9 protein-coding genes are annotated in these 15,566 nt (G+C 47.0%); 3 read left to right on the top strand and 6 right to left on the bottom strand.

Features of this window, described 5'->3' with window-relative positions; all coding sequences use genetic code 11:
• Positions 1-7: 7 nt before the first annotated feature.
• The 6 genes from HPS57_RS11800 to HPS57_RS11825 form a co-directional block, all read right to left on the bottom strand.
• Entirely contained in the window at positions 8-2,077 is a 2,070-nt protein-coding gene (locus HPS57_RS11800; RefSeq protein ID WP_172183311.1) for a TonB-dependent receptor, read from the bottom strand.
• Positions 2,078-2,127: 50 nt separating this feature from the next.
• Positions 2,128-4,245, bottom strand: a complete 2,118-nt coding sequence (locus tag HPS57_RS11805; protein ID WP_172183313.1) for a TonB-dependent receptor — start codon at positions 4,243-4,245, stop codon at positions 2,128-2,130.
• A 468-nt stretch (positions 4,246-4,713) separates the two neighbouring features.
• Positions 4,714-4,920 carry a hypothetical protein gene (locus HPS57_RS11810; protein WP_172183315.1) on the bottom strand — a complete coding sequence of 69 codons (207 nt, stop codon included), beginning with the start codon at positions 4,918-4,920 and terminating at the stop codon, positions 4,714-4,716.
• 13 nt (positions 4,921-4,933) lie between these two features.
• Positions 4,934-5,566 carry an SPASM domain-containing protein gene (locus HPS57_RS11815; protein WP_172183317.1) on the bottom strand — a complete coding sequence of 211 codons (633 nt, stop codon included), beginning with the start codon at positions 5,564-5,566 and terminating at the stop codon, positions 4,934-4,936.
• A complete protein-coding gene (locus tag HPS57_RS11820) occupies positions 5,488-6,870 on the bottom strand; it encodes a tetratricopeptide repeat protein (RefSeq protein ID WP_172183319.1) in 1,383 nt (460 codons plus the stop codon). Before HPS57_RS11820 ends, HPS57_RS11815 begins: the two co-directional genes overlap by 79 nt.
• A 252-nt stretch (positions 6,871-7,122) precedes the next feature.
• Positions 7,123-7,575 (bottom strand): hypothetical protein, encoded by a 453-nt coding sequence (locus HPS57_RS11825; RefSeq protein WP_172183321.1) that lies wholly within the window; start codon positions 7,573-7,575, stop codon positions 7,123-7,125.
• A 264-nt stretch (positions 7,576-7,839) separates the two neighbouring features.
• On the opposite strand from HPS57_RS11825, the gene HPS57_RS11830 reads away from it, so the two are divergent.
• Genes HPS57_RS11830 through HPS57_RS11840 form a run of 3 tightly spaced genes read left to right on the top strand, consistent with a single transcriptional unit; the run spans position 7,840 to position 15,456 of the window.
• Positions 7,840-10,653, top strand: a complete 2,814-nt coding sequence (locus HPS57_RS11830; protein ID WP_305849721.1) for a TIM-barrel domain-containing protein — start codon at positions 7,840-7,842, stop codon at positions 10,651-10,653.
• Positions 10,654-10,679: 26 nt separating this feature from the next.
• The gene (locus HPS57_RS11835; protein WP_172183325.1) at positions 10,680-13,193 is read left to right on the top strand and encodes a glycoside hydrolase family 2 TIM barrel-domain containing protein; all 2,514 of its coding nucleotides are present in this window, start codon (positions 10,680-10,682) and stop codon (positions 13,191-13,193) included.
• Between the two features lie 7 nt (positions 13,194-13,200).
• On the top strand, positions 13,201-15,456 hold the full coding sequence (locus HPS57_RS11840) for a glycoside hydrolase family 3 C-terminal domain-containing protein (protein WP_172183327.1): 2,256 nt from the start codon (positions 13,201-13,203) through the stop codon (positions 15,454-15,456).
• The last annotated feature ends 110 nt before the right edge of the window (positions 15,457-15,566 follow it).

The raw sequence follows: 15,566 nt of genomic DNA on the forward strand, positions 1-15,566 counted from the left end.
TGCCGCATCAGTAGAGAATGGCGGAGCGATGCTCGTCTTCTGTATTTACATCCTCATACTTATGCTTCTTTCCGTATGTGAAACGATAGGTGGCGCGCAGCATGAACACATTGTAATCCACACGGGGACTATAATATTTGGTGGCATTGCTGTAACCGCCAATAACAAGTGAGTTCTCACGAGGAGTCTTCATGAACGGGTTTGTGGCGTAAAAGTTCAAATGCAGGTTGTTTATAGTATATCCCAACGCCACTTTCAAGGAAGCAGGATGCGTTTCGAGATACCCCAGTTTGGAATAACTTTTCAGCTTACTGTTGAACGACACTTTTCCCTGAAATCCACGGTTCACGTATACAAGTTCTGAGCCGTAAACCATTCTGCCGTAATCTTTCTTCATGTCAAAATGTCCTTTGCTGTAATCATATTCTCCGGCAAACATCCACTTAAGCTTCTTTGGAATGAGATTCAACACCATAGCGGCATTCACAATCCACTTTTCAAAACGTCCGCCATTACGGAACGTATGTATATAAACATTACGGTCATTGTCGCATACAACATCTTCGTACAACGGACGTCTGTTATTTTCATACTTGCCAAAAAGCTCAAACAATCCCCATTTATGGCTGCTCGAGAAACTTATTTCTGCCGATGTGCCATAATCGATTTTCTGGTCGGCATTGCCCACAATCACCTGATATTCATCCACGCGCTTCTCAATAGTGTTGTAGTATTTCATATTAGGAGTAAATGCTCCCATGCCCACAGAACCTCGGATAGTGTTGCCGTGAGGCAATTTGACATTATAGAAAATATTTGGCGTGAAGAATGAGTGTGTGTATCTGTCACCGTCGTCAACTGTCATCACACGCGCTTCGGTTTGAAGAGTAACATGAAAAATGTTCGGCACGACCTTGAACGCATTGGAGAAGACAACATGCAACTGGCCGTTCATGAGAGTAGAGAGTGAGGGAACACCGTTCTCCTTGTAGCTTATCTCCGACTTGTCGTAATAATAGTTCACCCCCAAATGAGTGAAATATCGTTTTGTTACAGGATAAGTGGCATTGATCGAAGGCTTCAAACGATAGTATTTCTCCTTTGTGTCAGACTGATAGGTGTCTATGGCGCTGTATTCGCGCTGCTGTTTGGTGTCGGTGTAATCACCGCTCATCCCTATGGAAAGTGTTGCTTTGTTCTTAAAGACATTTCTATACTGCACACTAAATGCAGGGGTGGTATTGTCGGAATGTGTGTAATCGCGCGACTCTACATCAATGGTCTCCAAAGCCTCAATGCGCTGGCTGGTGTTTTTATGGTTTGCATTATGCCCGTTCTTCAGCGACACAGCCATTTTGAGTGTTCCGCTATCAAAACGGTGCATATATGAGAGCTGGCCCTTTATCCCGTTTTTGTGTGCTGCTGACGGATTGGTAAACACCGACTTGGTGACATCACCGCCGGCAAACGCCATCTGCGTTGTTGACTGTGGGCCGCTGCTTGGGGTGAAATGATTATAGTCGCCACTGAGCTGGACACCGAACTCCGACTTGCGACTATAAAACTTCCAATCAGCCATGTCGCTGCCAGTCCACCTGTTGAGGTTCTCGTTTGCTTGCGCCATTACCATACCTCCATTATCCCTTATGCGCACAATAAAGTCTATCACGCCGCCTTCTGCCGTAGGAAATTCAGGATGAAAGTTGCTGTAATAATCTATACGTTTCAAATCTTTTGGGTTAAGTGTCTTCACTTCGTCCTTTGATGCCGGAAGTCCATTGATGCACAACACAGTTTCCGCCCCATGGCTTTTTACCGCTTCATCTATAGGGTCTACTTCAAGTCCTGGAATGGTCAGCAAAGACAGTGCAGAATAACCGTCATGAGAGTGTTTCTTTACATTGTCGCCAACATTGATTATCGTCTTATCGGTGGTGTTCACTATTTCCCTGCCTGTCACCGTCACCTCCTGTATCGTTTTGCCGTCAATGATGGTGTCATTCTGCAATGACGCGTCAGCATTTATTGATGCGAAGAGGAAACACAATCCCAAAAGAAAGAATCTGTATATATTCATTTTTCGATTTGTTCTAATTTATAAATTATCACAAACGTTTGATTTGCAATTTATTTATTCACGTCATGTTCAAGAATTGCAGAACGGGAAATCTTGTCCACATCCACATCTTCATATCTATGTTTCTTGCCGTATGTGAATCTATAGCTCACTCGCAGGGCAAACATGTTGTAGTCTGTGCGTGGTCTATACGAGCGTGATGATATTGAATATCCGTTTCTGTCCGTCTCTGTTTTTGGTGAGGTTGTCATGAAAGGATTTCTCGCATACAGATTGAAGAACAAGTTGTTGACGGTATATCCCATGGAGAGTGTCAACTGCTGTGGCGTATAGAATGTTCCTCCGGCTCTGTTTAGCGATTTTCTTGCTGTGTTGTAGCTGAGCTTGCACTGCCATCCCTTATCCATGTATGTCAGCGAAGTCTGTCCCATCCATGTATCTAAAGTGTGCAGAAAGCCCATGCGCTGTTTGGAATGAGTATACTGACAGGTCCCGCTGAATTTCAGTTTCTGTGGTATAAGATTCAAGTCAAGAGTGGCGACAGTACTGAAAGACTCATAAGCTCCGCCATTCTTATACTGGTGTACATACAGTTTCCGTTCATTATCGCAATAAATATCCTCGAAAACGTTTTTCTGATGATTGTTGTATGCCATAAAAAACTGAAAACCGCCCCATTTGTAGAAACCGTTTAATGACGCTTGTTTTGAGAGCAGCCGCCCCATTTCCAGCTCGCTTCCTCCGGCAATAATCTGATATTCATCAATACGCTTCTCGCCCTCGTTGAAATACTTCATGTCAGGACTGTTGACACCTGTAAATAAAGCGCCGTTTATGCGGAGATTTTTGGACAGTGTGATGTTGTAAATCAAGGATGGAGTAATATAAGACTTTGTATATGTCTCGTTTAAGTTGCTGATTGTCTGGATACGTTCCTGCACTTGCAACACAACATCAAATTTCTTTGGTATGAATTTTATCTGGCAGCCGGGCATTATTATCGCCTGTCCTTCTGTTATCTTATTAGGCGTGATTACGTCATTCTCTATATATGTGTTGTCTGAGTGATTATAATAATATGTACCGAAGGCAAACCAGGACACCTTGCCGCCCGGTTTGTAGTTAAACGATACCTCTGGTCTTACATAATAAAATTTCTCTTTTGTGTTTGATGCATATTTTTCGATAGCCTCATAATCCCTCCACTGTTTTGTATTGTTGTAACTCGCATCAAGTTTCACTGTCAACGAAGCTTTTTTGCTGAATCTCTTGTCATAATACAATTTCAATGACGGCGAGATATTGTCATTATGTCTGTAATCGGTTGATGTCAGAGAGGGAATACCCGATAATGTTTGTTCCTGAACGATACTGTTTGCGTTGTGGTTATCCTGAAGGTAAAGAGCAGCCTGAAACGTACTTGTCTTGTCTTTATAGAGATACGAAAGTTTGCCGCCAATACCATTGGAATGGCTTCCGGATGGTTTGGTCATCACGTGTTTCTCCACATCACCGCTTGGAAAAGCCAGCAACGTGGTTGACTCTACACCACGATTAGGAGTAAAGTGATTGTACTTGTCCGTTAGTTGAATTTCAAATTGTGATTTCTTGTTGTACAGTTTCCAGTCCACCATGTCATCTCCGGAAACTTTGTTCAAGTTCTCGTTTGCCTGTACCATTACCATTCCGCCATGATCTCTTATCTTGACAATAAAGTCTATGACAGAATTGGCTATAGGATGTTTGGGGTCGTGTGTCTGATAATAGTCTATACGCTTTATGTCTTTTGGATTTATGGTCTTTACCTCATCCTTTCCGACCTCACGGCCGTTTATGCAAAGCATGGTGCTTGTTCCGTTTGTGGTGACAATATAATCTATGGGGTCTACGTCAAGTCCGGGAACATTCAATAAGGCTAATGCTGAATAGCCGTCGTGTGAGTGTTTCTTTATCTTGTCGCTCAGATTGATTATCAGTTTGTCGTCTTTTACAATTATATCCCTTCCTGTCACAACAACTTCCTGTATTGCTTTGCCGTCAATGATTGTGTCTGACTGACACTTTGTTTCATGAACAAAATTGCCCTCCATGCTATAACTTACAGAGGCTTTACCTATCAGTGTGAAGGATGCAAAAGCAAATAGCAGAGCATATTTTTTATTTGTCATACTTATAATATTTGTATTGGTATGAGTATCCCATTCTATTGTAAATTGACCGGGACACTCATTGTTCTTATTGCAGCTTAATGGGCAGTAGAAATTTAGTGGGGAGTTGGTTTGAGTTTTTCAATCACACTATCCATGTCGGCAACTCTCTAAAAGTGTGGCGGAGCCACAGTCCTTACGGTAACCGCGGGCTTCAGCCCTGCGGACTGTGCTAATACTCTCTAACGATGTGTGGTAGAACCACACTCCTTTATGTCGGAAAGATAATCAGCACGAACCTATCTATAAATTATTATCTATGTAGCATAGGAAACAGAAAGGAGTGTGGCGCTGCCACACAGCTAATGGAGATTATCTCTAATCCGCAGGGCTGAAGCCCGTGGTTACCGTAAGGACTGTGGCTCCGCCACACTTTTGGAGGTCAGATACACATCACAAGTGTATACTCCACTAAATTTCTACTGACTTTTAATATGGTTGGCATACCACAACATTTCGACAGCCCATGTAGTCACCACAATTAAAATATACTTTACAGGTATATTCACCATCATCAGGAGTGTCCAAGTCATACAATCCACCCACTGACAGCGGATCGGTTTCCAATCTCTGTTCAAGTTCTTCCAGGAAGAACTGTGGCAACTCTTTGTTCAATGAGTTTAGTTCGTTTTTCATCTGTTTGTTTTTTTTAGTTGTTCATATACTTGTTATATGCCTTTTTTGCGGCATAGGCTATCATTTCCAGCATGTGAGTGCAATGGTGGTCTCTGATATTATGGGCGGTGCATCCGCCTCCACACAACAAAGCACACTTACATGTGCTGCACGCCTGACGTTTGGTAATGTTGTCCTCGTGCCAGTAGTTGAGACGGTGCTCATCCCATACAGGCACTCCACCGGAATAGTCGCCGATGCAATAGTCTCGCTCACCTATAACCTCCCAGCAAGGATAGATCTTGAAAAACGGGTCGAACACATAGCCGCCTATTTGGGAATAACAGAATGTAGACCTGTATGGCAACGGAGTCTGTTTATATATGGAGCGGTAGATTTTGCCATAAGTGGCATAGTCATGACATCCATACTCAAAATCAAGAGTTTCGTGTTTCTTTATGAATTCTTTTTGCGACAGGAATGCCTGTTTGTCCTTATTGTCAAGCGACTCGTCAAAGTTCTCAAGACGTGCCGAATCTATTGCGAACTTCTTATGCTTTGTGTACCCAAGCTCATCGAAATAAGCTTTCAGCTCCTTAAGTTGCGAGAAATTGTTCCTGTCGGTGTTGAAACGTATTGTGATTGCAATATCCTTGTCGATAGCCATGCCGATATTGTCAACAATCTTCTTGAATGTCGGAACATCATCCTTATGCAACCGCTTTTGGTTGTTTCAAGTTCTTTTTTATATTTATCAAGCTCAACCTTATATAACGTATTATCTGCCTCGTATGACAACATATCATTTTTTTTAGATTCTATTTCCGCTCTACAAGCTCCAACCTTACGCCTGTAAAATATTATACAAACAATCAACAGTGACAATATAGCAAAGCCCCCAAGGCACAGATATAACATTCTGCTGTGCTGTTTTTTGGCAGAATGCTCCAAATCCAGCAATAATTGTTGTTCAATAATGTTTTTTTGTTTTCCGTCGTCATGTGCCGATTCCAATTGGTCAAGCTTTTTGAGAATATTATCATAAGCCTCTCCCATGATATTGTTCTTGTTATAATAGTATGCCAATCTTTCATAGATGATGCCGCGTAGCTTTTCATCATCTGTTTCCAAAGCCTTTTCCATACATTGTCTGGCAGCATCATCATTCCCTGCCGCAAATTCCATAAGCCCTTGAATATAGTTGGCATAAGGCTGTTCTTCTATTGAAAATGATTTTTTGAGCAATCTCTCCGCCTGCTCCACATCCCTGTTCTCGTAGGCTACAGCAGCAAGATATGACCAAAGAGAGGCCTGCAATTTTGGAGCAAGCCTGTCAATATAGGGCACACACTTATTCAGATACACTGCGGTACTGTCGGCATGCCCCAAGAGATAAAAACAAGAAGCCACTCCGGAACATCCTCTTGTTATAAGCTCTGCATCGTCAAACGTCAACGAACTTTCAAGAAATCTCTTTGCGTATACCAATGCAAGCCGTCTGTTTTCATTCACGTAATTCACAATGTAAAGCCGCTCATAAATTTTATTTTTCAACAGCTCATCATCTGCACCTTCAGCAAGAGACTCTGCCATTTTCAGGAATTGTACACTCGTTTCATATTTTTTTCTGCTATAGTTCACTGCACCTTTATAATAATATGCCACCGCAAGCCGCCGGTCATCACCATTAGCCTTGAAAAAGGATATGGCAGAGTCAATCAGAGAATCGGATTCAGGAATATCCATCAACTTACATCGTGCCTGAGTGTAAAGCAGGGAGTAGACGGCACGGTCCTCAGGCGAGGTGATGTCATTATATTTTATTCCTTCCAATATTGCAAGTGCACTGTCGGGAGAGGCTTCTATACAATTCTCTGCCTGCAAAAGTATCTGACGGTTGCGTTCGGAATCTGAACAGGCGAAGAAAGTCGCAACAAGAAATGCTGTTATGCAATATAATAGTTTTCGCATTGAAAGTGTTATCTGGCAATTATAGATAGTGGGTGAAATAATAGTTAGGTGAAATATTTGCAAAATTAAACAAAAAACATGATTTTACCAAAATCCTATAAGATTTATAACATAACTTTAGATTTCAGAGGTGTGGGAGTAACTAACTCGGCTGCGCCTCCATACAGGGTTAACGAAGAGCCACCGTTTCACGGTGCTTTTTATAGCATTTTTTTGAGGGGGATATGATAGCGCAATTTCGTCGAACTCACGTCATCTTATGCAAAAAAATATGCATGAGTTTTCTAATGTCCTATTTATCATAATTGTAAAAATAAGGTCTTTTTCTGCCAAAAATGATGCTTGGCAGGGCCAATCGTAACTATTCGTACAGTCAAAGATAACCTTTTGCACTGCAAAGCAATACCAAAAGCACTGCAATTCATTACCAAAAACACACTGAAAGGTAACGGATTGCAGTGTTTTTCTTGTCCGCACAAGTCTTCTTGGAGATGTAATCAGCTGATTTGTAGTATGATAATAAAATAAAGAAAACAGCGGTTTTTTCCGCATTTCCTTTCTGAAAAAATCTACAGGCAAATCTCCGAGGGCAAAAACGGCATGAGTTTTCTTATTTTTGCGTGATTGTTGCCCAAAGAAACGTTCCGCTTTCGCATTGCAAAGAGTGGGCGCAGGGCAATCAGTATGAATCTTCTTAATCCGCATGAAGGCAATCCTTTTCTTCCTTTCTTTGGGCGGCAAAAGCTCTGTGCATAGCGGCAATTCAAGCTGTTGAAAACAAATTATGCCCCTAAAGTTAACATTTTTGAGTATATGGTAACATATTGCACCATATTAAAAACAAGATTCCTATGTTATGTGGAGGATTATGCCTACCTTTGCACAAAGAAAATCAAAACCTAACGAATTATTCTTATGCATCTATTCAGAAATGCTATTTTGCTTTCAGTATTGGCAGCGGTGTTGCCGATGCAGGCAAACGATAAGTATGAGCAGGTACAGAACGGTGTCGTGCTGCATACGCAGGCAGGACAGAATGTCCGTGTCGAGATTCTCGGTGACAAGCTGGCGAGAGTGTCGGCAGTGCCGAATGGTGAAAGATTTGCTGACGGCAAGAGTCTTGTGGTGCTCCCGCAAGGCAAGTATTCCGCCTTCTCCACAAAGGACGAGGGCAACCGTGTGGTGCTCAAGACCCCTGCAATGAATGTGGCGGTGAACTATACCGACGGTCAGGTGAGCTTCTATGACAGCAAGGGAAGGCTGCTGCTTGCGGAGAACAACGGAGGAAGGATCTTCAAGCCAATAACGGTGGAAGGGACAAAAGCCTACACCGTCACCCAGACATGGGCGTCGCCTGACGACCAAGAGGCGCTTTACGGACTCGGACAGCATCAGGCTAACGAATGGAACTACAAGGGAAAGAACGAGGAACTCTTCCAGTACAACACAAAGGTTTCTGTGCCTTTCGTCGTTTCGACAGGAGGCTATGGCGTGCTGTGGGACAGCTATTCACTGTGCCGTTTCGGCAATCCTGACGACTATCTGCAGCTTGGCGAAGCCTTCACATTATATGATAAGGAGGGAAAGAAAGGCAATCTCACCGGAACATATACAGCCAAGGACGGCACAACTATTGTGAGACAAGAACCAAACATCTACTTTGAGCACCTTAAGCGCGGTGACCTTGCGCACGTGATAAATCTCCCTGAGGATTTCAAGTTCAATGGCTCGAAAGTCGTCTATGAGGGAGAAATCGAGGCGGATGCCACAGGAACGTTTGATTTTATCCTTTATTACTCCGGCTATCAGAAGGTGTATATTGGCAATGAGCTGCTTGTTCCGGAGCGTTGGCGCACTGCATGGAATCCAAACAGCTATAAGTTCTCCGCCAAATTTGTGAAGGGCAAGCGCACTCCTGTACGCATCGAGTGGACTCCAAACGGTGGAGTGGCTTACTGCGGACTGCGTGTCTACAAGCCTGTCACTGACGATGTGAAGAACCAAATGCGCTGGTGGGGAGAGATGCAGGACATGATAGACTACTATTTCATTGCCGGCGATGACATGGACGACGTGATCCACGGCTACCGCACGCTGACGGGCAAAGCTCCCATAATGCCGCGCTGGGCTATGGGCTACTGGCAGAGCCGTGAGAAATACAACACTCAGGAGGAGGTGCTCTCCACGCTGAAGGAGTACCGCAAGCGTCAGATTCCTATCGACAACATCGTCATCGACTGGCTGCATTGGAAGGAGGACTCATGGGGAAGCCATGAGTTTGACCGCAAACGATTCCCGAATCCGAAGCAGATGGTGGACGACATACACAACATGGGTGGACGAGTGATGATTTCCGTATGGCCCAAATTCTATGTCACCACTGAGCATTACAAGGAGTTTGACCGCAAGGGCTGGATGTACAAGCTGGCAGTTAAGGACTCCATACGTGACTGGGTTGGACCTGGCTATCTGGGCTCTTTCTATGACGCTTACAGTGCCGGAGCGCGCAAACTGTTCTGGTCGCAGATGAAAGACCATTATTATCCTCTCGGTATTGATGCTTGGTGGATGGACGCTTCCGAGCCTAACATCCGTGACTGTGTGGACATACAGTATCGCAAGGACCTTTCCACGCCTACCGCTCTCGGGCCGTCGGCGAAATATTTCAACGCCTACGCACTGATGAATGCTGAGGCTATCTACGACGGACAGCGCACAACGACAGCTGATGACAAGCGCGTTTTCCTGCTCACACGTTCCGGATTTGCAGGTCAGCAGCGTTATTCCACCGCCACATGGAGCGGTGACATCGCCACCCGTTGGGAGGATATGCGTGCCCAACTGACAGCGGGACTGAACTTTGCCGTCAGTGGTATTCCGTTCTGGACAATGGACATCGGCGGTTTCTGTGTCGAAGACCGATACGTTGCGGCACAGAAGGAGTTCAACTCTACGGGCAATGAGAATGCCGACCTTAAGGAATGGCGCGAGCTGAACACACGCTGGTTCCAGTTTGGTGCGTTCTGTCCGCTCTACCGTGCCCATGGCCAGTGGCCTTTCCGTGAGATTTTCAACATCGCTCCGGAGACACATCCTGCCTATGAGTCAATGACTTACTACACAAAGCTGCGTTACCGCCTGATGCCTTACATCTACTCTCTGAACGGCATGGTGCACTTCAACGACTACACAATGATGCGTCCGCTGGTCATGGATTTCACGGCTGATGTGCGCACCCATGACATTTGGGATCAGTTCATGTTCGGTCCGGCGTTTATGGCAGCCCCTGTCACGGAGTACAACGCCCGCAAGCGTGATGTCTATTTCCCGCAAGGCGAGGTGTGGTACGACTTCCATACCGGCAAAAGCATTACAGGTGGCGACATGAAAACCGTTGATGCACCGTATTCACGCATGCCGTTGTATGTGCGCAGTGGTTCGATTGTGCCTTTCGGCCCTGACATTCAGTGGAGCGACCAGAAGCCTGCCGAGGAGATTACGCTGTACGTTTATGCAGGCAAGGACGGCAAGTTTACGCTTTACGAGGACGAGAACAACAATTACAATTACGAGAAAGGCGCATACGCTACAATAGATTTCCTGTGGGATGATGCCGCCTCCACGCTCACCATTGGTGCACGCAAAGGAAAGTTCCCCGGTATGCTTGCCAAGCGGAAGTTCACTGTTGTGAAGGTTGACCGTGACAATCCTGCTTCTTTTGACACAATGCCGAAAGGGAAGAGAATAGAATATGGCGGCAAGAAAGTTTCTGTGAAACTGTAAATGGTTACTTATTCTTTTACAATACTATGCACATAAATAGAATTTGGTTAGTTCTGATAGTTTCGCTCTGTACCCTGGTTTCTCAGGGTGCAGAGCCTTCTTGTCCTACGGATTTACGTGTACGGAACTTTAACAGTGGCTGGAAATTCAGCCTTGGCGATACGCCTGAGGCAAAGGAAAGCACATACGACGACAGCGGATGGCGTGCGCTCTCGCTGCCACACGATTGGGCAATAGAGGGCAGTTTCTCGCTTGACAACCCTTCAGGCACGGGTGGCGGAGCATTGCCGGGTGGCATAGGGTGGTACAGAAAGTCGTTCCGCCTGCCGGAAAACCTTGCCGGCAAGCGTGTGTTTGTTGACTTTGACGGCGCATATATGAACGCTTCCGTCTTTGTGAACGGCACTTTTCTCGGCACTCGCCCTTACGGCTACGCATCGTTCAGCTATGACATAACCGGTTGCTTGTCCGCCGGCGGCAGTGAGAATGTCATCGCCGTGCGCATTGACAATGCCGAGCAGCCCAATTCACGGTGGTACTCCGGCTGCGGAATCTATCGGAATGTATGGCTGCGGATAGTGGACGAGGTGCATATCCCTAAGGACGGGACATTCGTAACGTCCGAGGGCAGCATGCTGAACATAGAGACCAATATCGAAAACCTTTCAAAAAAGAATCGGAAAGTGCGTCTTGTGACAACCGTCATTGACGCTGACGGCAAGGAAGTTGCGAGCGTTTCCTCTGACAAAAAACTGCCAAAGGGCAAGCGCACTGTGGCAAACCAATCGGTGAATGTCCGCAATCCGAAGCTGTGGGATGTGGATTCGCCTAATCTTTATACAGTTGTTTCTTCCGTGGTTGATAGTAAGACGGGCGAGACTCTTGATGTTTACGGGACGAAAACAGGTTTCCGCACATTTCGTTTCGATGCCGTGAAAGGCTTCTCGCTTAACGGCAAAGCAATGAAAATCAATGGTGTGTGCCTGCATCATGATGCCGGTGCGCTTGGTGCTGTTGTCAATACGGCTGCGATACGACGCCAACTGAAGATGCTGAAGGACATGGGCTGCAACGCCATACGCTGCACCCACAACCCTCCTGCGCCGGAGTTGCTTGGCCTTTGCGACAGGATGGGTTTCCTCGTCATGGACGAAAGTTTTGACATGTGGCGCAAACGCAAGAGCGCGCACGACTACTCACGCTATTTCGACGAATGGCATGAGCGCGACCTTGATGACCTTGTGCGCCGTGACCGCAATCACCCTTCCATAATAATGTGGAGCATCGGCAACGAGGTTCTTGAACAATGGAGTGACGCAAAGGCAGACACTCTGAGCCTTGCCGAGGCGAATCTGATACTGAATTTCGGGCATTCAAAAGACCAGCTTGCAGGGGAAGGCGAGGAAATGTCCGTCAATTCCCTCATTACGGCAAAGCTCGCCAACCGTGTGCGCACACTTGACCCTACGCGCCCTGTCACCGCAGGCTGCAACGAGCCTGCCCCGGGAAACCACCTTTTCCGCTCCAACGCCCTTGACATCATAGGTTTCAACTACCACGACGATTGGTTTAAGGGTGTGCCAAAGAACTTTCCGGGCAAGCCTTTCAACATCACCGAGAGTGTCTCAGCCCTCATGACACGCGGCTATTATCGTATGCCGGCAGACACGATGTTCGTATGGCCGGAGCGTTGGGACAAGCCTTTCTTCGACTCTTCGTTGTCCTGCTCTTCGTATGACAACTGCCATGTGCCGTGGGGAAACACCCATGAGGGCACGATGAAGCATGTGCGTGACAATGAATTCATTACGGGGCAGTTCGTGTGGACGGGTTTTGACTACCTTGGCGAGCCTACTCCGTATGGGTGGCCCGCACGAAGCAGCTATTTCGGCATTATCGACCTTGCCGGTTTCCCTAAGGATGTGTACTATCTTTACCAAAGCGAATGGCAGACAGCAACGACAGTCCTGCACCTCTTTCCTCACTGGAATTGGGAGGAAGGGCAGGAGGTGGATGTGTGGGCGTACTACAACAATGCCGATGAAGTGGAGCTTTTCCTAAACGGAGCATCACAGGGAGTTTCCCGAAAGACAGACGACCGTCTGCACGCTGCGTGGAAACTGAAGTTTGAACCGGGCACATTGACCGCTGTAAGCAGAAAGGACGGTGTGGAGGTTGCACGCAAGGAAGTGCGGACGGCAGGGCTTCCGCATCATCTGCGCCTTACACCTGACAGGACGGAGATAGCCGCTGACGGCACAGACCTCTGCTACATCACGGCGGAAGTGGTGGACAAGGACGGCATTGTGTGTCCTTGGGCGACGGACAAAATCACGTTCTCCGTCGAGGGGACGGCCTTCAATGCCGGTGTGGACAATGGCAGCCCGATTTCCCATGAGCCTTTCAAGGCGGACTCACGCAAGGCTTTCTACGGCAAAGCCCTGCTCATCGTACAAAGCAACGGCAGCAAGGGCGTTTGCAAGATAAAGGCTTCCGCACCGGGACTTGACACAGTTGGAATAAACATCAAAACAAAATAACTGAGATATGAACAAGAAACTATTCATTTCGGCATTATGCGCAATGAACGCCGCATTATGCTTCTCGCAGACTCCGGTCTATCTTGACCGTAATGCAAAGATAGAGGACCGCGTGGAGGATGCACTCTCAAGAATGACTCTCGAGGAGAAAGTGGCTCTCAGCCATGCACAAAGCAAGTTCTCAACAGCGGGTGTGGCACGCCTCGGAATCCCTGAACTGTGGATGAGCGACGGACCTCACGGTGTGCGTGCGGAGATAAATTGGAACGATTGGGGCTATGCCAACCATACCAATGACTCTGTTACGGCATTCCCGGCACTCACCGCGCTGGCTGCGACATGGAACCCTGAGATGTCTGCCCTCTATGGAAAAGCTATCGGCGAGGAGGCTCTCTATCGTGAGAAGGATGTGCTTCTTGGACCGGGTGTGAACATTTACCGCAGCCCGCTCAACGGACGCAACTTCGAGTATATGGGCGAAGACCCTTGTCTTGCAGGTACAATGGTTGTGCCTTATGTGCAGGAATTGCAGAAGAATGGTGTCGCTGCCTGTGTGAAGCACTTTGCCTTGAACAACCAGGAGCAGTGGCGCGGCACGGTGGATGTTGTGCTCAGCGACCGCGCACTGTACGAGATTTATCTTCCGGCATTCAAGAGAGCCGTTGTCGACGGTGGCGCATGGAGCGTGATGGGTGCTTACAACAAGATTTGGGGACAGTACTGCTGCCACAATTCGCGCTTGCTTAACGACATCCTGCGTGGCGAATGGGGATTCAAAGGCTGTGTCATAACCGACTGGGGCGGTGCTCATGACACTCGCGAGGCTGCTCTTAACGGTCTTGAGATAGAGATGGGAACCTACACAAACGGACTTACCTCGGAGAGCAAATTCGGCTATAACAACTATTATCTGGCAGACGGTTATCTTGAAATGATTAAGAAAGGTGAGGTGCCTATGGATGTTGTTAACGAGAAGGCACGCCGTATCCTCCGCCTGATATTCCGCACTGCGATGAACACCGGCAAGCCTTTCGGTTCGCTTTGCACACCGGAGCATTATGCTGCTGCCAAAAGAATCGGCGACGAGTCTGTCGTAATGCTTAAGAACACCGGTATACTTCCTCTGTCGACGGATTTCAAAGGCACGATACTTGTTGTCGGTGAGAACGCAACACGCCGTCTTACCGACGGTGGAGGCTCATCGGAACTGAAGCCGAAGGATTACGTCTCACCGCTCGCTGCATTGCAGGAGGTCTATGGAAAAGACAGGGTAAAATATGCAAAAGGCTACACTTCGGGACGTGCCATGTATGAGCATGCGGACGTTATCCCTCAGAATGTCAGCGACTCTTTGGTCAATGAGGCTCTGCAAATGGCAAAGACTGCGGATGTGATTATCTACATCGGCGGACTGAACAAGAACGCTTGGCAGGATTGCGAGTCCACTGACCGCAAGTCCTACAACCTTCCTTTCGGACAGGATGCTCTCATCGAGAAGTTGCTGGCTATAAACCCGAAAGTAATCATCGCCAACATCTCAGGCAATGCCTATGCCATGCCGTGGGTGAAAGAAGTGCCTGCAATTCTCCATGCCTCTTATCTTGGCACAATGGGCGGTGCGTCCATGGCTGACGTAATCTCGGGAAAGGTCAATCCGTCAGGCAAGCTGCCTTACTCAATCCCTGCAAAATTGGAGGACTGCGGTGCACACTCTTTTGGCAATGTGGCATTCCCGGGAGTGGAGAGCAGCACGGATGATGTCGTGGCTATCCCCGGTTCGGTGCTCAATGGCGGACGCAATCCGAAGGTGGAGTACAAGGAGGACATCCTTGTCGGCTACCGTTGGCATGACACAAAGAAAGTTCCTGCACTCTATCCTTTCGGCCACGGACTGAGCTACACTGCCTTTGCTTATGGCAAACCGTCACTTTCCGCAAAGACAATCACCGACGGCGAGACTGTGAAAGTCGCTGTTTCTGTCACCAACACCGGAAAAGTTGACGGCAGCGAGGTCGTCCAGCTGTATATCGGTGATGACAAGGCTTCCGTCCTTCGTCCTGTGAAAGAGCTTAAAGGTTTCAAGAAACTCGCCCTGAAGTCCGGCGAAACGGCACAGGCGGAGTTCACAATCACTGTCGATGACCTTAAGTTCTTCGATGAGAAAGCGCACGAATGGATTGCCGAGGAAGGAAAGTTCACCGTCTACATCGGCTCTTCCTCAACCGACATCCGTGGCAAGGCGCAGTTCACTTATAAGAAATAAGTTGTCATAACAAGCAAAACAAATAAGGCTCATCAGGGATTCATAATAACCCTGATGAGCCTTATTGTTTTATGGATATTGTTATTTTGTGAAAAATAGTCGTACAAATA

It is taken from the genome of Palleniella intestinalis, assembly GCF_013166595.1.
Taxonomy (GTDB): domain Bacteria; phylum Bacteroidota; class Bacteroidia; order Bacteroidales; family Bacteroidaceae; genus Prevotella; species Prevotella intestinalis.

What these genes read in the sequence shown, in the direction of transcription:
- HPS57_RS11800 (WP_172183311.1), bottom strand. Translation starts at nt 2,077, where the DNA reads ATGAATATATACAGATTCTTTCTTTTGGGATTGTGTTTCCTCTTCGCA.
- HPS57_RS11805 (WP_172183313.1), bottom strand. Translation starts at nt 4,245, where the DNA reads ATGACAAATAAAAAATATGCTCTGCTATTTGCTTTTGCATCCTTCACA.
- HPS57_RS11810 (WP_172183315.1), bottom strand. Translation starts at nt 4,920, where the DNA reads ATGAAAAACGAACTAAACTCATTGAACAAAGAGTTGCCACAGTTCTTC.
- HPS57_RS11815 (WP_172183317.1), bottom strand. Translation starts at nt 5,566, where the DNA reads ATGGCTATCGACAAGGATATTGCAATCACAATACGTTTCAACACCGAC.
- HPS57_RS11820 (WP_172183319.1), bottom strand. Translation starts at nt 6,870, where the DNA reads ATGCGAAAACTATTATATTGCATAACAGCATTTCTTGTTGCGACTTTC.
- HPS57_RS11825 (WP_172183321.1), bottom strand. Translation starts at nt 7,575, where the DNA reads ATGCGGATTAAGAAGATTCATACTGATTGCCCTGCGCCCACTCTTTGC.
- HPS57_RS11830 (WP_305849721.1), top strand. Translation starts at nt 7,840, where the DNA reads ATGCAGGCAAACGATAAGTATGAGCAGGTACAGAACGGTGTCGTGCTG.
- HPS57_RS11835 (WP_172183325.1), top strand. Translation starts at nt 10,680, where the DNA reads ATGCACATAAATAGAATTTGGTTAGTTCTGATAGTTTCGCTCTGTACC.
- HPS57_RS11840 (WP_172183327.1), top strand. Translation starts at nt 13,201, where the DNA reads ATGAACAAGAAACTATTCATTTCGGCATTATGCGCAATGAACGCCGCA.